The sequence below is a fragment of the Neisseria sp. HMSC078C12 genome, from assembly GCF_001838065.1.
Lineage (GTDB): Bacteria > Pseudomonadota > Gammaproteobacteria > Burkholderiales > Neisseriaceae > Neisseria.
The window spans coordinates 42916-61848 of record NZ_KV835599.1 but is presented as its reverse complement, the minus strand read 5'-3'; the positions used below and the strand labels follow the sequence as shown (position 1 = coordinate 61848).

The 18933-nt window shown below is 44.0% G+C and carries 13 protein-coding genes and 1 tRNA gene; 2 read left to right on the top strand and 12 right to left on the bottom strand.

Going from position 1 to position 18933, the window contains the following annotated elements; translation table 11 throughout:
• Nucleotides 1–220: 220 nt before the first annotated feature.
• From cas2 to pip, 10 genes are all read right to left on the bottom strand, one after another.
• Nucleotides 221–514 (bottom strand): CRISPR-associated endonuclease Cas2, encoded by a 294-nt coding sequence (gene cas2, locus HMPREF2596_RS03840; protein ID WP_070814513.1) that lies wholly within the window; start codon nt 512–514, stop codon nt 221–223.
• A 74-nt stretch (nt 515–588) separates the two neighbouring features.
• Nucleotides 589–1602 (bottom strand): type I-C CRISPR-associated endonuclease Cas1c, encoded by a 1014-nt coding sequence (gene cas1c / locus HMPREF2596_RS03835; protein WP_070849737.1) that lies wholly within the window; start codon nt 1600–1602, stop codon nt 589–591.
• A 229-nt stretch (nt 1603–1831) separates the two neighbouring features.
• Nucleotides 1832–3502 (bottom strand): DUF262 domain-containing protein, encoded by a 1671-nt coding sequence (locus HMPREF2596_RS03830; RefSeq protein WP_070849735.1) that lies wholly within the window; start codon nt 3500–3502, stop codon nt 1832–1834.
• Between the two features lie 55 nt (nt 3503–3557).
• Nucleotides 3558–4214: a CRISPR-associated protein Cas4 gene (gene cas4 / locus HMPREF2596_RS03825; protein ID WP_070849733.1), complete on the bottom strand. Its 657-nt coding sequence runs from the start codon at nt 4212–4214 to the stop codon at nt 3558–3560.
• Between the two features lie 14 nt (nt 4215–4228).
• Nucleotides 4229–5095: a type I-C CRISPR-associated protein Cas7/Csd2 gene (gene cas7c, locus HMPREF2596_RS03820; RefSeq protein ID WP_070849731.1), complete on the bottom strand. Its 867-nt coding sequence runs from the start codon at nt 5093–5095 to the stop codon at nt 4229–4231.
• An 11-nt stretch (nt 5096–5106) separates the two neighbouring features.
• On the bottom strand, nt 5107–6885 hold the full coding sequence (gene cas8c / locus HMPREF2596_RS03815; RefSeq protein ID WP_070849729.1) for a type I-C CRISPR-associated protein Cas8c/Csd1: 1779 nt from the start codon (nt 6883–6885) through the stop codon (nt 5107–5109).
• On the bottom strand, nt 6882–7556 hold the full coding sequence (cas5c, locus tag HMPREF2596_RS03810; RefSeq protein ID WP_070849727.1) for a type I-C CRISPR-associated protein Cas5c: 675 nt from the start codon (nt 7554–7556) through the stop codon (nt 6882–6884). Before cas5c ends, cas8c begins: the two co-directional genes overlap by 4 nt.
• 85 nt (nt 7557–7641) lie before the next feature.
• On the bottom strand, nt 7642–11202 hold the full coding sequence (locus HMPREF2596_RS03805) for an SIR2 family NAD-dependent protein deacylase (protein WP_070849725.1): 3561 nt from the start codon (nt 11200–11202) through the stop codon (nt 7642–7644).
• A gap of 48 nt (nt 11203–11250) precedes the next feature.
• A complete protein-coding gene (locus HMPREF2596_RS03800; RefSeq protein ID WP_070849723.1) occupies nt 11251–13539 on the bottom strand; it encodes a CRISPR-associated helicase/endonuclease Cas3 in 2289 nt (762 codons plus the stop codon).
• 121 nt (nt 13540–13660) lie between these two features.
• Nucleotides 13661–14590: a prolyl aminopeptidase gene (gene pip, locus HMPREF2596_RS03795; RefSeq protein WP_070849721.1), complete on the bottom strand. Its 930-nt coding sequence runs from the start codon at nt 14588–14590 to the stop codon at nt 13661–13663.
• A gap of 125 nt (nt 14591–14715) precedes the next feature.
• On the opposite strand from pip, the gene yciA reads away from it, so the two are divergent.
• Complete coding sequence (gene yciA / locus HMPREF2596_RS03790) at nt 14716–15156, top strand: acyl-CoA thioester hydrolase YciA (protein ID WP_049359798.1); 441 nt, start codon at nt 14716–14718, stop codon at nt 15154–15156.
• 240 nt (nt 15157–15396) lie between these two features.
• On the top strand, nt 15397–16188 hold the full coding sequence (locus HMPREF2596_RS03785) for a formate/nitrite transporter family protein (protein WP_070849719.1): 792 nt from the start codon (nt 15397–15399) through the stop codon (nt 16186–16188).
• 215 nt (nt 16189–16403) lie between these two features.
• On the opposite strand, the gene HMPREF2596_RS03780 is transcribed toward HMPREF2596_RS03785, so the two are convergent.
• Both HMPREF2596_RS03780 and HMPREF2596_RS03775 read right to left on the bottom strand, forming a co-directional pair.
• A tRNA-Pro gene (locus HMPREF2596_RS03780) sits at nt 16404–16480 on the bottom strand.
• A gap of 153 nt (nt 16481–16633) precedes the next feature.
• Nucleotides 16634–18157 (bottom strand): fumarate hydratase, encoded by a 1524-nt coding sequence (locus HMPREF2596_RS03775; protein WP_049323434.1) that lies wholly within the window; start codon nt 18155–18157, stop codon nt 16634–16636.
• Between the last annotated feature and the right edge of the window lie 776 nt (nt 18158–18933).

The window sequence follows — 18933 nt, the reverse complement described above, 5'->3', positions numbered from 1 at the left end:
GTTTCAACACACAGCCGCCTGAAGGCGGCTGAGCCTCTCTCAAAAGCCTTGCTCCATCAGGTTTCGCAGCCCCGATTTCGCTAGGCTCCCAAGAAAAGCGCGAACGCAAGTATAACACAGCCTTTTCCGTTACACCTGCATTCGCAATATCCTGATTGTTAAAGAACAATCCTAATTCGCCACCCCTGCCGCATTTTCATGAGAACCGTAGGTTGGCGATTCACACAATCAACGTATCCTTAAACACATCCACCGACGGTTTCGCGCCGTGATGTTCTACTTTCCGCCGCCATTTGCTGCCCAGATGGTAAAAGCGCAGGCTGTCGGTTTCGGGATTGTAGGTTTTCAAAAGTTTGTCTTTTAAAACAACCCACTGATCGGGTGCGATGTCGCATTCGAATACCGAATATTGCACGCGCACGCCGTAGTCCAAACATAATTTCGCCACGCGCCGCAGCCTTGCCGGTCCTTCCGCGTCTTCCAGCGAAATATCATAAGTAATCAGCATCAGCATTTTGTATTTCCATGTGCAGGCTGCTTTAAAGGTCATCTGAAAACATCCGGCCCGTTTTCAGACGACCTGCAAACCTATCTCATCAAAAACGGCGGATATTCCGCCAAATCCCCGCGCAAGTGCCGCGCCAACAGCATTGCCTGAATATACGGCAGCAGTCCGATTTCCACTTCTTCGCCCAAAAACGGATGAACGATTTTCTCCTGTTTTTTCGCCTGCAAGGCTTGGAACAAGAGCTTACGCGCCTCCGCTTTCAAGCTCACTGCGCCGCTTGCCTCGGTAACGAAATCCTGCGGTTTGATTTGCCCGCGGTTAATCAGCGACAACACCAGCCTATCTGCCCACCATGCGCGGAATTCTTCCAAAATATCCTGCGCCAAACTGTCGCGCCCCGGCCGGTCGGCGTGCAGAAAGCCTACCTGTGGGTCCAGTCCCACGCCTTGCAGCGCGCCGCTGATGTCCTTTCCCAGAATGCTGTACACAAACGACAACAGCGCATTCACCCCGTCTCTAGGCGGACGGCGGTTGCGCCCGTCAAAAGTAAAGCCGCTTTTTTCGCTCAAAAGCTGCCCGAATACACCGAAATAACGCGCTGCCGCATCGCCTTCAATGCCGCGTATCACGTCCAGTTCCGCCGCGCCCTTCAACTGCCGCAGCGAAATATTCAAAGAATCAACCGCACTTTGAATCGCCGCATTCTCGCCGTAATTGCGAATCTGCCGCTGAAGCACCCGTTTACTCGCCTGAATCTTCGCCGCAATGATATTGCGCGCAATCGGCACGGGATTTTGCTCCGACACCCGATACTGCGCCCGACGCAGCAGCACATTGCCGCTCTGCCGCCCCTGAAGCCGCCCCAAGAAACGTCCGTTTTCGGTAAAAAACGCCAAATTCACATTATTTTCGCCGCAAAACCCCAGCAAAAACGGCGATACCAGCACATTACCAAAACAGAAAATATGCCCGATGGAATGCACCGGCAACTGCGCCACCTTCTTACGCTCCTGCTCCACCACCAGCGTTTCCCGCTCTTTATGCAAATAACTGCCTTGGGTGGTGATGTAGAGCGTGTTTTGCAGTTTGCGCATGGGGAACTCCTTAGGGTTTGATCGTGCTTTTTGTGGCTATGGTTGGGCTACCTGAAAGACAGTAGGTCGAATTCTCGAGTTCGACATTACCAACCTCAGCAATCATTTCAAATTACATCTATTCGGAACATTGTCGAATTAAGTATCCGATTCACACAGATCGTGCAAGCTACCTAAAAACAGCGGGTAGGTTGTGTTAGGAAGGAAGAATACTAGAATCCAACTAATATTACTTTTTAATATCAAAAATTTCCTTAGCTTGATTAATTAACCAATCCTTTCTTTTAATTATTTCTGCCACATTCCACTCGTTTGGGGCATCTTCCATAATCTTCTTAGTAATTTCAAAAGATGACTTTCCATCTAAGCCCTTTCCATTGTAAATTTCTTTTTTATTTGTGTAATTGCGATTACTCGCCCGAATATTTTTTTTACCTGACAATAATGTTAAATTACCCAAGCTATTTAAATATTTTTTTACATCAATATCTGAAAAAATATCCTTCCAATTAAGATCATCATTTTTCCATTCTTTTGGTAAAATATGCTCAGTATGTAAGTCTCTATTTATTTCAATAAATTGGTATTTATCCTGTTGATGGTATTCAATTGCTAATAATAATGGTTTGTGCCATTTGAAACTATAAATATTACTCCTATCTAAAGATATTAGATAATTTTCATAAATATTCAAATTACTTATGATTTCTTTTTTAATATCTAGAATATCTTTTCCATCCTTTACCATTTTTAATATATTAAAAGATGTTTGTTTGATACGATTAGATGTTCCATCTGCTATCCAGCTTTGATAATAATACCTAACTAATAGGTTTTTTAACTCATTATAAAATTGATAATTTGTTTGTTTCGCAGCTAAAAGAATAGTTTTCCAATATATTGATTGAGGAAGGTATCTCAACTTTGAAATATCTTTATCTTGATAATCATCATTTATTTCACTCAAATTTTTCGCAAATTCCTCAATGAATAGAATAGTTTCTATTGGTTCTTTATTCTTTAATTCTAATTTTAATTCTTCATGCAAATTTTTCTTGGGATTTCCTGATTTTAAGTAATAAAGATATAAACTTAAAACCATTTGTAATGATTCACCAGCTTGTTTGCAAATAGTTTCTACTCGCTTCCAGACCTCAACAAAAGATGAGCGCTTATCTTCACTAAGTTTTTGCAATAAATATGCTTTGATGATATCCGAAGAAGCCAAGTCCAGTCCTCTATCATTTAAAACAGTAAATAATTTAATTGCGAAACTCTCGTCATAACAAACTACACGAATTAATGTTGTTTGTTCAAATATATATTTAATAAACCCAGATAAATCATTAATATAATAATGGGAACTAGGATTCTGAGACTCTTCTATAAGGCTCTTGAAGTAAAAAGCTGTTTGTAAAAAACGATTTTCCTCAATTTTTGCCTTACTTGCCTGAAAATTAATTTTATTAATAACAGTAGTTTCAAAAAGAGCTTGGTTATTCAATTGAGTAGTTAGCTTTAATCGCTCCTTTCCACCAAGTAAGTCTTTAATACTATGTTTAACTTTATTCATTCTTGTATCAGGTAAATTTAATTTATCTAAATCTCTTAATACACAAAATAAAATAGTTAATGTTGTCATCCTTTGCTGGCCATCAATGACATCATAACCTTGCCCATTTTTAACCACTACCAAAGATCCCAAGAAATAATTTGAATCAACGGTGGAATCTTCTATATAATTTTTATAGGCTTCAACAAGATCAAACCATAATTGCTCCACCCTCTCCTTATCCCAAGAATAAGGTCTTTGATATTCAGGCATTTGGTAAAATGAATCTGCATTACCAAATACTTGTTCAATACTTAAGTTTTCTGGTTTAAAAACATCAAGAGACATGATAATTTCCTTTTAATTTAAAGGTTAAAATAATAACATTTTTTGATTTTTGTAGCTAAATATCTAACTTAAACAACCCCACCACATACCCCACACTCCTATCCCGTTTCCCCAGCAACTCCGGTTGGCAAATCTCCACCAGCGAGCAGGCTTTGCAGCGTTTGCCGTAATCGGGTGGCGGGGTTTGACCGCTGTTTAGGAGTTCGCGCACGGCGGCGATGGTAGCGCGTGTTTGAGCGCGTAGGTCGTCTGAAAATACGACGGGGACGCGGTGGCGGGTTTGCATATACCACAGCGCGCCTTCGCTGACGGTTTGCCCCGTCATTTCTTCCAAGCACAAGCCTTGGGCACAAAGCTGGATTTCATCCATCGGGTCGGATTTGGGCTTACCGCGTTTATATTCCACGGGTTTCAGGCTGCCTGTTTTCGTGTCCACTTCCACCAAATCCAACACGCCGCTGATGCCCAGTTTCTCCGCCGACACATGCACCGTCCGCTCAAAGCGTACGCCCTTGCGCGTTTCCGGCTCGCCCGAATCCACTCGCTCATGCAGCGCCTTGCCCTGCGCGGTCAAATAATTCTCCGCCCACGCCTGCTCGTTATGGATCAACGCACATTGACGCGGGCAGAAGGCGTAGTGTTGCAGGGCGGAAAGGGAAATCAGGCGCGTGTCCTGATTTTTCCCTTGGGTTTCGGTTAAAAGTGCAGTCATCTTTTTAAGTGTTTTTACAGCAACTCTTCCACACTCACGCCATTGAGGCCGTCTGAAACCACGCTGATTTTGTAATCGCCAAAACCGCTTGCGGGCGTACCTGATTCGCCGTTTACGCGTTCAACTTTCACGGCGTCAAACAATTTATGTGCAGGCTGGCTGCCGAGTGTGCTGTCGTGTTTGAAGACAATCAGTTTGCGCGCCGCCATTTCGCCACAGGCGGCGGATCGGTCGTGTTCAAACATCAGTTGCAGGGCTTGCCAGAGTTTGGCTAAATCGTCGTCTGAAAAGCCGGTTTTGGCGGCAAGGTTGGCGGAGATAAAACCGTGCACGCGGTAGAGCGCGTAAGGAACGATGTATTTGCGCCCCATGGTGCGTTCTTTTTCCAAGTCTTTTTCGTTGGTTACTGCCATGCGGGTGATGGAAACTTCCAGCGGCACAATCGGATCAATGGATTGGGCAAACGCCAGTTGTACCGGGCCGCGCACTTGCCCGCTATTGACTTCGGTGGTCATCACGGCGCCGAAGGTGCGGATGTCAAAGAAGTTTTTACACATCCAAGCGGTGATGTCGCGGGCTTTGGCTTCGTCTTTTGGCAGTTTTTTGGCTTCAGATTCAATACCAAGCGCTTCATAAGCGCGTTTGTTTTGCAGGTTTAACACGCTTTTTTCTTTGACGTAGATTTCGTAACCGGCTTCGTTTTCGCTGCTGATTTCCACAAAATTACGGATTTTGCGTTTCAGGCAGACATCGGTTACCAAGCCTTTGCTGGATTCAGGGTCAAGACGCGGCATATTGCCCGCATCGGGGTCGCCGTTGGGGTTGCCGTTGGTTACGTCAAAAAAGTAAACAAATTCATAGCGGTTTTGAATGGCAGACATTTTCTGGCTCCTTAGTTTTCAATGGTTTCAGCGGTTTCTTTTTTAGCAAAATAGCTTTGTTTTTGATGGTAATAGCCGATGGCAAAGCGGCCTTGCTCGTCAATGCTTAGATGGCGCGGAAAGGTTTCGGGCAGTTTGGCAATGATTTCGCCCAAATCTTTATCCAAATTCACCGCCATGCCGGCTTTGTCTTTACGCAAGCGCGACAAATGGTGTTTTGCACCCGACAAAAGGCGCGGAAAAACCGAAAACGGCACGGCGGATGCAGAACCGTAATAGCGGTCGGCAATGCCTGCGTTTAATTCGCCCAGCGCCTGATATTGGATGCGCTCCAACACGGCAAACAGCCGCCCTAAAAGATAGGCGCGATTCGGGCTTTCATTGTTCAAACTCATAGGAACTCCTTCTTCGATAAAATCTTTTCTAAAACGCCGCTGCAATACAGCTTTAATCATTGCCACGCGCAGTCCGTTTACATCTCCGTCGGCGCGAATTCGGGTAATCAATTGCGACAGCAAACTTAAGGGATACGGTGTACCGCAAATCACGGCGCGGGTCATTTCACCTGCCAATACGGGCGAGATATTTTCGCTTTTGCCCAGCACGGCAGTTTGCAATAAGAGTCGCCAAATAGACGGCGGTGTTTTCCACGCGCAAGGCTCAAGGGCTAAATCTTGCCAATGCTGCGCCAAATTTTCCGCCAGCTGCCCAAAAGTGGTATCCAGCCAAAACCGAACAGAAATCCGCGCGGCGTTGGGGGCAAGCCCTAAGATATAAAAACGGGTATTGGGAGAGAGTTCGGGCGCAATTTCTTGCAGCGGACGACCTTTGCCGATTTGTTCCAATACGTTGAAAACTTTGGCGCTTTCTTGTTCATCATCCGGCGGCGTGAACACTTGCGCGAAGAAACCTTCGGCAGCCTGCGCCGTAGCGCTATCGTCCGCTTCCGCCCAAAAGACCGTGCTGGCATCGCCGATGGTCAGACAGTGATTATTTTCGCGGCGCAACAGATAGTTCAGTGCGGTGGTGTAGGCAAAGGCGGATTGTTCAGAAACAGGCGCATTTGCGCCTTGCTCTTTACCAAAAGAGGCAAAGGCTTCTTTATTGAACGAAATAATCGAACCGCCGGAGCTTTGTCCGCCAAACACGCCTTTAATCGCCGGATGCAGCCGTGCAATCGGCGCGGTGTCGCCGCTAATCAGGCATAAGCCTTCGAGCGCTTCGTCGCTTTTCAGGTAGCCTGCCCACAAGCTTTGCGCGGCTTCGCGTTTATGAATAAGTGCGGTCGGTTTTTCAAGAGAAAATGCGATGTTAGCATCGAGTATTTCAATAGGCAGATTTTCGGCAGTAAAATGTGCAGGCTGCCAGTTTTGCAAAAAACGGCACAAGCCTTGTAAGCCTTCATCGTCGCTGTTTTGCAGTAAATCGAGATGGTATTGCTTAAAGGCGTCAAAAGTTTTTTTAGACGACGTAAACGGTTTTTCTTTGGCCTCGGCTTTGTTTTTATTGGCTTCCACGCCAAGCGCGTAGGCGGTTTTATCCCACAAAAAATTCGGTTTGATACCCGACGTGCGTTTTTCAGGGCGTGGTACACTCATCAGCTTCGGCTGCGGCTTTTTATCGGCGGTCAGATTCGGCACGGCAGTTTTCAGACGACCTTCTTTATCCAACACCAAAATCCAGCTGATTTTCTCCTCGCTAAAGCCATAAGGCGGCACTTTCGGGTTACCCATTTCATCGTTTTCTGCTGCCAAACGGCGGTAATAGCGGGCAAGGGAGGCAAGAATCATGCTTTCACCTCCTCGGCGTAAAACGGCGGTACATCAATCACGCCGTCTTTCATTTGTGCGCGGAAAAAATGCGGCGTGTTGCCGTGGTCAAAATCAATATCGTGCAGCATCCAACCCAAATCGCGGTTTGCCTCGCTTTCCGATAACGCCGACAGCGGCAGCGGCTCACCTTCATCAATCAATGCAAAATCGGCAGGAAATTCACGCACGCCCAAACAAGGCTGCTGAAAGCATTGCCCCTTTTTCGCACGGCGTTTGAACATCTCGATATGCTTGGTAACGGTCTCATCCACCCCCGCTTTTGCCGTCAGCACCGCATGGGCTTCAATCACATAAGCCACGTCTTTAAGCACCGTCGCCGCGCGCTGCTGGCGGTCGTCTTCAATCAGCATATATAAATCGGCAACGCTCTTGCGCTTCATCGCACCGCCGACCTTGCCCGCCGAGATCTTGCCACCCAACTCATTGCGCCGCACCGACTCAAACCGAATCGGCTTCAACACATAAATCCGGTCAATCACCCACCGAATCGCCGGCTTCCAATGCACCGCCGCCAAAATCCCGCGCGCCGCCGACGGCGTGATGACATCATAAGACACCCGCTCCACCTTCATCTCCGGACGGGTAAAACAGGCATAATCGCCCCAAACGTGTAGGCGGATTTGGTTCATTTGGTTCTCCTTTTGGTTGGGAAGTTCGGTTTCAGACGACGTTTTGAAAACGTTAGCGAAAATGACCGCACTTTGAATGATATTTTTATATATCTGTAATTTCTGCAAATCTTACTTCTGGAAGTGGATCATTCTTTGCCATTTCCAATATTCTTTTTAGCTCTATATCATTATTTTGTTCTTTATTTAAAATATCTCTAGCCAATCTAACGCAAGCAGCACGAACAAGTGAAATACTTACAGATTCTTGATTATATGGCGGAGTTCTCTCGTAACTCGTACTATCAAAAATAACAGGAAGAATTTCACTTAGCGATTCAATATCTTCGTTTGAAAGATATTCTTTTTTATACATTTGATTAGCCGTCCAAAGAAGTGCTGCTAATCCTTGTTTTTGATTTGAACCAATTATATAAATCAATCGCTTAATTAATTTGTTTATAACTGGTGAATCTTGGAGCTTCCTCCAAGTAAGAAGAGCATAAGAGGCATACGCTAATTTATTAGATCCTGTAGATTGAAAACCTTTCTTTATAAAACCTTCAACTCTACCGACAAACATTTCATCTGATGCAGCAAAATATGGATACGCCATCAGAATTTCCGGTTTATCAAGTGCTATATGCATATCACACAACTTCTGGAAATTTTCTTCAGTTAATGCTTCTTTTGATAATGCAGGAACAATAGAACGCGCTAATACTTCACTAATTAATTCAGCCGTTTTAGAATTTATATTTTTAGAAAAACCTATTTCGTTATTATCTTTTTGAGGCAATCTCCAAGAAGTTAATTTTTCAAAATAATCAAGAGCTCGTTCTTCACTTGGCAATTCCTTAACATTTTTTCCAAGTGCTGCATTAGCAACATCCATTAAAAAATCCAATTTAAACAAGTTTTCTTCTTTCTGTTCAAATAAGTATTCTCTAACTAATGTTTTTACAGACAAAGAATCCATGTTTGGCAATTCAAGTAGAACGTAATTAAGCAATCCAGTTTCAGGTATATTTTTATAATCAGGATTATCCCCCCATATATTTAATGCAATTTGTCTGCATTCTTTTTCGGTAAGGAATTTACTCTTTATTAATGGTAATAATCTTAATAATGCTGGAGCATTTTTAGAAGAGTTTCTTTCTATAGTATCTATAATTTCATTAATACGTTTATCAATAAAAATATTTTGCTTACGCTCCCCCGGATTATCTATAACAGGATTAGCCCACTTACCATATTCATTTTTTTGAATTTCTGTTTCAAGTGGATAAGATAATGCATCAAGCAACACCTCATGTTGTTCAGCGTCAGGAATACTTTTAAGAGAAAATTCAATTAAGTCTTTAATTGAATCAAATAGCCATAAGTGTTGAAGTTTATTATTCTGCCCTAAAGATACTGCTAAGCGAAATATTTGTTTAGCTTGTTCAGATGTTGCTCTTACAGAAATTCTAGCTAAAACTTCAATAAAAACACGTAAGCGATCAATTGCATAGTTTGTAATACCGCTTATACTCGATTGAGTCTCTCTCTTTTTAGACCAATATTCAATTAAAGATATAGTTTTTTCTATTAAAAAATTAGCCTCATCCTGAGATAAACACGCAATTTTAATTCTAGAAAATACTCTTTTTAAGACATTAGATGTCTCACTACTGGCGGCTCTAATAGCAAGAGAGAAACGTTGGATATTATCAATTTCAGTTAATTCAGCAATTTTTGCGGCTGAATCGACAAGAAAATTTGTATGTTGCCAACGTAATGGTAGTCCAACAGTATTAGATATACCTTCAAGTAGAAGTAGCGGGTGTAATTCATTACTCCAAGTTACAGTATTGGAGTTATCTTTGTAATGCCCTGGTTCAAATAAAGGCTCAATCTCTTGTTCTTGTTGCTTTGCTAATTTTTTGGTAATTTTTTCCTGCATGTATTCTATGTAATCCCAAGGATCACATTTAGATTCTTTATAATCAAAAGAGAAAATTCTAATTTTCTCTTCCAGTTCACTCAAGTTAACACCTCTAGCTAACCAGTATGCCCAAGCTAAGCGAGAGAGCAAATAAATAGAACCATGATTGTTTCTATACTGCTTAAGTAAATCACTATATGCTTCACTTATTAAGTGTTTACCTTCTTCAAAATTTCCAAGCTCTGCAAATAAAGAAGCTTTTTTCAACTTCCAAATTGGATCATTGGTAGTAATTTCTTCTGCATATTTCTCTAAAGCTGGATAATCAAATGAATCCCGAGCTAAAATAGCAGAATAATAGGACAATTCGTTATCAATCTCTGTCCAATATTCTTTTCCTTTTTCCAATATACGTCTTGTTATTAGAATAATATCTTTACTTTCTGACTGTTCCATCCAATGTGTATTTTTCAATAAAAGAAGCGCAATATCTAATTGTTGTTTCTTTGTTAAACAACAAGGTTTATCAAGATCACATACTGTTAGCAGTTCATTTACCAACCAATTTGGAAGAATTTCAAAAGTTACTTTATAATGCCAAGCAATTTCATAAAGCAGCTTAGCTCTTGAATCTTTATTCATTCTTGACAAATTATCAGGATTAGGCCAAGGATCTGTTAACTGCATATGCAAGGTAAATCTCAATAAATTTGGACATACCAACCACTCAGGGTAAGACAATCTATCCTTTTCCAAAGGAACTAATTGCCTTTCAAGGAGATGAGCTGCATGCTCATGATCTTGATAACGCCTATTTAGCTCTTCTTCTGTCATTTCTGTTCGATGTAGCTGACTTGGCTCCCATTCCCATGTATTCTTAGGTTTTAGTTCCTGCAAGGTCTGAAAAAATATTTCTGTGGCCTTAAAATGACGCATATCCGCGTCATCATAATCTTTAACCAAACTATATAAATCTATGGGTGCGATATTGAGCGACTCTAAATATTTCCGTTTTGAAGAATTTAATCCTAAAGCTCCAACGAGGTAAATCCGTCTAGAATGGCTAGTTAAATGATCTCTAACCCAACCAGCCCACTGTAAGAAATTTGGGTCATCTCCAGAGAACCCAATTAGACATAGTTCATTTTCAATAAATACTTGCCGAGCAAAGTTCACAAATGCTGCATATTGTTGCGGATATTTACGGTAATCTTCCTGAGTAAAAATCAAATCTTTACTTACATCGATAGTGCCATGCAATTTCACGATACGAGGTGATCTTGCACTTGAAAGATCTTCCTGTTTTGAAACAATACTATATACAGGCTGATGAATTTCTTCTGAAGCACGTTCAAGCAAAGTATCCCAGTTTGTAGTCAAAACCTCTGACCATGGTAATTCTAGTAAGGATTTATGTAGTTCCCCCGGTATCCAGGCTGAATCATTAATTTCCTTTTTGATTAAATCATGTAATGCTTGTTTACCGAAATATGCATTGTATTCTTCAGCTAGTCGTAATGGATCTGAGCTATTTGAACTCAATTCTTTAGTTAATAGTTCAGAAAAGTTAAACCAAAGTGGAAGCTTTTTATTGCTATCTCCTGTTGTCGCAGCGCTTCTACTAAAACCAGCACCTATCATAATAGCTGCACCATGATAAGAGTTATTTTGTTGCCAAAGGGCAGAAGCAAGTTTTTTTAATTTTGTATAGTCATCAAGTTGTGTAATATCTTTAGCCATTCTGAATTCCTATGTAATTATCTTCTCAATTAATCAAAATAATTTTCTTTAAAACACCAAACTCTCCCCCTTCAAAAACCCCGTACCCCCCCAAGAAACCCCCGCCACTTCATCATACAAATCCAGCCCAATCAGCGTATAAAACTGTTTGCCGAAGTTTTTCTCGTTAATCGGTTCGATACGCCCTGCTTTATATAAAGCGGCGAGGGCGCTTTCGGGGATTTGGACGGTGTAGGGTTGCAGTTTGCGTAGCAGTCCGCCAATGTGGCCGGCATGGTGCAGGCTGCTGATGAGGTTTTCGGCCTCACCATCAAACGGAATAATCAGCGGCTGCATATGGCTTTCAATCATGCGGAATTTGTCGGCGATGGTTTGGAATGGGAAATCAAGGCTTTGCCCTGTGTCGTTGTGCATTTTCAGGATTTTTTTATTGTCCAGTTCACTGCCTTTTAATTGATAAAGCTCGGCGAAATAGGCGGCGACGGCTTGGGTGGATAATAGGTCGTCTGAAAAGCTGTCGGCGGTCAGGCGCATAACGGCGGCTTGTGTGGCAAGTTCAGGCGGGGCTTTCCATTGTTCTTCGGGCGCGAATATCCAGACAAAGCTGTTTTCAGACGGCCTTTTACCTTCTCGATTGCAGCGTCCTGCAGCTTGCGCAACGCTGTCTAAGCCTGCTTCGGCGCGCATCACCAGCGGAAAATCCACATCAACACCGGCTTCGATTAAAGAGGTGGCGATGACGCGGCAGGGTTCGCCATTTTTCAGACGACCTCGAATCTCATCGAGTTTTTGGCTGCGGTGTTTGGCACACATTAAGGTGGTCAGATGGAACATGCCGTCAAGGTGTTTGGCTTGGTCGTACAAGCTACGGGCGTGGCGGCGGTTATTGACGATGACGAGCATTTGCGGGTGTTCACCAAGTTTGGCAAGCAAGTCGGCGTCGGTTTGTGTGCCGATGTGATGCACGGTGGTGCGGCGCAGTTTGTCGAAAAGTGCGGTCGGTTTTGGGGCTATTTCGCGCACATTTTCAAAGCCGCGATAGAAGCCGTTTTCGGCTTGCACGGCTGGCTGGGTGGCGGTGCACATGACGACGCTGCAGCGGTAGTTTTGCGCCAATTCTTTAATGGCTTGCATGATGGGCAGCAAAAGATTGAGCGGCAGCATTTGCGCTTCGTCGAGAATGATGACGGAGCCTGCAATGTTGTGCAGCTTGCGGCAGCGCGAGGAGCGGTCGGCAAAGAGGGATTCGAAGAATTGCACGGCGGTGGTTACGACAATCGGCACATCCCAGTTTTCTGAAGCTAGGCGTAATTTGTCTTTAGTGGCTTCGTCTTGCAGTTTGTCATCGTTGAAGGTGCTGTGGTGCTCCAACACGGCTTGTTCGCCCAATTCGCCAAAGGCTTTGCGGAATTCTGCGGCATTTTGTTCGATGATGCTGGTGAACGGGATGACGTAAATCACGCGCCGCATACCGTGCCGTTTGGCGTGTTCCAACGCAAAGGCCATGGAAGTGAAAGTTTTACCGCCGCCGGTCGGCACAGTGAGCGTGAACAGCCCTTGCGGTTGTGCCGCTTGTTCTACGGCATAATCGAGAATTTCGCTGCGCAGGCGGTTTAAGACGGCATTGCGTTTTTCGGCTTCGGTTTGCTCTGGCGCTTGGGCGATACGTCGTCTGAAATTGTTGATGAATTGATTGAAATTGTGTTGTAAGGCATTTAAATCGGGATAGCCGCCGCGCTCGACGGCGTTGTTTTCTAGGTTTAAATAAAAGGCTTCGGTATCGAGATAATCAGCATCCACCAAGCAGGAATAGAGCATTCGGGTGAAAAAAGCGTAGGAGAAATAAGGATGATGCGCGTCGGCTTTGAGTGGCGGTGCGGACAGGTTTTGAGGGAGTTTGATTTCTTGTTGCCACACGTTATCGAGGGTGGGAATATCTGCGCCGAACTGCAACGCCAAACGCTGTTTTAACGTGCGGCGGTTATCGCCTTCGCCATTTCCATTTGCCAGCCCGGCATGATGCCCCGCAATGCAAAACGCCATCAGCTTGCCGATAACATTTCCCCAACGCTCGATGGCAACTTTGGCTCCGGCAGTAGCATGATCGACTGATGGGCCACCATGCAATCGCTGATTAAAGAGTTCTGAATATTTCCCTAAATCGTGAAGTTGTCCCGTCTGGTAGGCAATTTCCTGCGCCCCGAATACCCGAGCAAACTCCGCCGCTATTTCCCCAACATTGACCAAATGGCTTTGCAAGGTTTGCCAATGTTTGTAAGGCAAGAGATTGCCGAGTTTGTCTTGGGCGGAATGGGCGTAGTAAATGAGGGGTTTCATATTGAAATTCTAAAAAATTCAAATTGATACAAATGCAATGATAATATGCTATCAAATTTAATATGTAAATAGAAAAATGCCGTCTGAAACTTTTTCAGACGGCATTGTTATTGATTACCCTTTATAACTTACTTCTAATATCCTCTACTGCTTTCACTAATGCTTCAGAAAGCGAGGGATCAAAAGAAGAGTGGCCTGCCTGGACAATTCTCAATTCTGCTTCTGGGAAGGCTTGTGAGAGTTCCCATGCGCTTTGCATCGGAGTGCACAGGTCGTAGCGGCCTTGGACGATGATGTTTGGGATATGGCGGATTTTATCGATATTTGACAAGATGGCTTTATCGCCCTGCAGCCAGCCTTCGTTCACGAAATAATGGTTTTCCATTCTTGCGATGGCAAGGGAGGCTTGCGGGTCTTCATCCACGTCTTTGGGTTCAAACTGAATAAGGTAGCTTTCCCAGTCTGCCCATGATTTAGCTGCTTTGAGGCGCGTGGCTTCATCTTCGCTGAACAGCATTTCATGGTAGGCTTTAATTAGGGTTTGGCGTTTGTTTTCGGCTACGGGAGCAATGAATTTTTGCCATTGAGCCGGATAAATTTGGCTGACGCCACCTGCTTCGTTCAGCCATGCCATTTCAGACGGCCTGCACAGGAAAATACCGCGCAAAACTAAGCCGCTGACGCGATCGGGATGGGTTTCGGCATAAGTCAGCGACAAGGTGCTGCCCCATGAGCCGCCGAAAACCAGCCATTTTTGAATGCCGAGCATTTCGCGTACTTTTTCAATATCGGCAACCAAATCCCATGTGGTGTTGTCTTCGATACAGGCATACGGTTTGGAGCGTCCGCAGCCGCGTTGGTCGATGATGACGATGCGGAAATGTTCTGGATTGAAAAAGCCTCGGCAAGCAGGTGATGCGCCTGCTCCGGGGCCGCCATGCAGGAAAATCACGGGGTGTCCATCAGGATTGCCTGACTCTTCCCAGTAGATTTCGTGAATGTCGGATACGCGTAAAAGGCCGCTATTTCGTGGTTCTTGAATCGGATGCATGAGCTTTCTCCTTTGTCTGATAAATATATTTAATTGTAACACTTTACCTGCTGATTTTTCAGACGGCCTACATAGGTTTAACGCCACAAATGGCGTAAAATACCACTTTTTGACAGGATTTTTTTATGACTGACAACAAACAAACCCATGCCGCCCCCGAAGGACAACTTTTATTGCGTACGGTAGCCATGCCGCGCGATACCAACCCTAATCAGGACATCTTCGGTGGCTGGATTATGTCGCAAATGGATTTGGGCGGCGGTATTTTGGCGGCAGAAATCGCACAGGGACGAATTGTAACCGTGGCTGTTCAAGAAATGAATTTCATCAGACCGGTAAAGGTCGGCAACGTCGTATGCTGCTATGGTCATTGCGTACGCGTCGGCAATACTTCTTTGCAACTGAAAATCGAAGTGTGGGTGAAGACTTTGATGAACGATATGGTAACGGAAGACCGCCAACTGGTTACTGAAGCTGTATTCACTTACGTCGCCATCGATGCACAAGGTAATCCGCGCCCTATTCCACGCGAAGGCAATGCAAAGCTGGCTCATTTGTCAGTTTAAGAAATCAAAACCAGGCCGTCTGAAATTTCAATGTTCAGACGGCCTTTTTTAATATGGGGACAAAATGTAATAATATTTCTTTTGAGCTAAAACAAGGCGAAGTATCTGTTTTTTAGGTTTAATTCAGACTGATTGATAAGATAAAGACCGTACACCGGCTCCCTATAACACCACTCTACCGCGACAGTTTGTACCACCTTTAAAACAACGTTTCCTCCTCAACCCACTTTAAGGAACATCATGGCTTCGCGCGATTTATACCCACAGGAAATTTTACAGGTTGTTCTCGACAAAAGCTGCGCCAAAGCACAATCCAGCATCCCCACACTGGCAATTTTGAGCATTTTGGCCGGCGGATACATCGGCTTCGGTTATCTTGCCTATTTAAAAGTAGTCAGCGGCATTCCGCACGAATGGGGCGGCGTTGCAACTTTGCTTGGCGCCGCCGTATTCCCAATTGCCTTGATTTGTATCCTGCTTGGCGGCGGCGAGCTGGTAACCAGCAACATGATGATTATGTCTTTAGGCAGGTTGGCCGGACGGATTTCCTCTAAAATGCTGCTGCGAAACTGGGTTATCGTCTGCATTGGCAATTTGGTAGGCACGCTGGCGATGGCGTTTTTTCTCGGACACTATGTCGGCATGACCGAAAGCAGCGTGGCAGAAAAAACCATTGCTGTGGCGGAAGCAAAAGTCCATATGGATTTCGGCCGTGCTTTCGTATCGGCAGTCGCATGTAACTGGATGGTCTGCATGGGCGCGTGGCTGCACTTTGCCGCTAAAAACACAACCGGACGAATGCTGGCCATTTGGTTCCCTGTCATGATTTTCGTATTAAACGGCTTCCAACACCTTGTCGCCAATATGTTCGTTATCCCGGCCGGCATTTTGGCAGGTGCAAACATCACATGGGGGCAGTTTTTCTTCAACATGATTCCCGTATTCCTGGGCAATGTCGTCGGTGGCGCATCCTTTGTCGGCGCATCGTATCTTTATACTTATAAAGACACGCTAAAAAATAGTGCCGAATAGACCTGCTTTAGAAACAACAAAACCTGCTTTTTTAAGCAGGTTTTTCGTTATTTTCAGACGGCCTTTGCTACACAAAATCATCATACTGCCCCACAAGGTTGCAAGATTTTTTTCAGCCTAATAGTCTATACCTAAGTGAGCAATCTATAATGAGACTTGAAGAGTAAAAACAAAAAGGACTTAACCGGAAAAATAGGTTAAGTCCTTAAATCTTTTGGTCGGAGTGAAAGGATTCGAACCTTCGACCCCTTGCACCCCATGCAAGTGCGCTACCAGACTGCGCCACACTCCGACTCGATAAGCTATGAATTTTAGTTTCAAATACTGATTTTGACAAGTGTTTTTTAGGAAGGGAAATTTACTCGTTTGAAAATATTTGAATTATTTATACACAAAAAAGGCCGTCTGAAATCGTTCAGACGGCCTTTGATTATTCAGTCAAATATCAAGCTTCAACCGGAATAATACCGATTTTGGCCTGCCATTGTTTTGGCGCAATGGCGTGAACCGATTCGCCGTTGCTATCTACTGCAACGGTCACAGGCATGTCTTTGACTTCAAATTCGTAAATCGCTTCCATACCCAATTCTGGGAACGCCAAGACTTTAGATGCTTTAATGGCTTTGGCCACCAGATATGCCGCTCCGCCAACAGCCATCAGGTAAACGGCTTTGTTATCGGCAATGGCTTGGCAAGTCGCTGCGCCGCGTTCGGATTTACCGATCATACCCAAAAGGCCGGTTTGTTCCAGCATTTGGCGGGTAAATTTATCCATACGGGTGGAAGTAGTCGGACCGGCTGGGCCAACAACTTCATCGCGGACTGGATCAACCGGGCCGACGTAGTAAATCAGTTTGTTGGTGAAATCCACCGGCAACTCTTCGCCTTTATTGAGCATGTCAACCAGACGTTTGTGCGCGGCATCGCGGCCGGTCAGGATTTTACCGTTCAGCAACAATACGTCGCCGGTTTTCCATGTAGCCACTTCTTCTTTGGTCAAATTGTTGACATCGACACGTTTGCCGTTGTCAGGGCTGTAAGTCAGATCCGGCCAGTCTTCCAAAGATGGGGCTTCCAGTTTGGCCGGACCTGAGCCATCCAATTCAAATTCGATGTGGCGGGTTGCCGCGCAGTTTGGAATCATGGCAATCGGCTTGGAAGCCGCGTGGGTTGGGTAGTCAAGGATTTTGACATCCAGCACGGTGCTCAAACCGCCCAAGCCTTGTGCGCCAATGCCCAAGGCATTTACTTTTTTGTAGAGTTCCAAGCGCAGGGCTTCGGTGGTAGACAATTCTGCACCGGAATCGGCTTTTTCTTTGAGCTCCTGAATATCGATATGGCTCATCAGGCTTTCTTTGGCCATCAACACTGCTTTTTCAGGCGTACCACCGATGCCGATACCCAAAATACCCGGAGGACACCAGCCTGCACCCATTTGAGGAACGGTTTTCAATACCCAATCAACGATACTGTCTGATGGGTTGAGCATGGCCACTTTGGTTTTGTTTTCAGAACCGCCGCCTTTGGCCGCGCAAGTAACCTCGACTTTGTCGCCTTTCACGATTTCCATGTGTACAACGGCAGGGGTGTTGTCTTTGGTATTTTGACGTTTGCCTGCCGGGTCGGCCAATACGGAGGCGCGCAGTTTGTTGTCAGGATAGGTATATGCGCGGCGTACGCCTTCGTTGACCATTTCCTGTACGCTCATCTCGGCATCCCACTGTACATCCATGCCCACTTTCAAGAATACGGTCGCAATACCGGTATCCTGACAAATCGGACGATGGCCTTCGGCACACATACGGCTATTGACCAAAATCTGCGCCATTGCATCTTTGGCGGCAGGGTTCTCTTCTTTTTGGTAAGCCTTGTACAAAGCCTGAATGTAGTCTTTAGGATGGTAGTAGCTGATGAATTGGAAAGCGTCGAAAATACTTTGGATAAAGTCTTCTTGCTTGATGACGGTCATGATTGTGTTCCTTTTCGGGAGTCATGGTAGGAAGGGTTTGTTTATTTTTTAAGAGACCGATTTTTCAGACGGCCTTCAATAGTGTAATAGTGCTTTCAAATGAATAATCCAGACAATATCATTTTCATACCTTATTGATTTAAATAGAATTTAATAACATATTAAATCACTTGGTTATTGATAACCTATATCTACTGGCCATTCGCTCACATAGAAATAAAACTACATTATTTTTAAACGATAACCTTATTGCTAGGCCGTCTGAAATATTTGCCCTACACATCTGAGTAAAAAATTTAGTAGCCTGTATTTAAAAGAGAACCATCCCCATTTCAGACGGCCATTTTATTTTTTAATACGATACACAATTGTAAAATTTATGTCATTCCCTCCCTCAACCTTCTTGACGAATGTCAAACTTATTTAATTTTCTGAAATTTTATAACAGCCTTTTCGTTTGTTTACAAAATTAGATATTATCCAATCTATACAACAGGTTATATATTAATTTCTAATATATAATAATGATTTCTACTAGCAAATATTAGATTATTTTTGCAAATATACTAAAAAGGTAATTTTCTTTTACCTTTAAAATCAAATATAAATAATTAATTTGTCTAAATAATAGGCATATTTTGTTTACAATCTTTTCCTTAAGTAAGGCTAATCCCTCCCTATCATCAAATCCAACAAATTCTGATACACTTCGCCTTATATAGATAAACATTGATTTTAAAAGAATTTCCGAGTAAATCACTTGGATATTTTCCTCA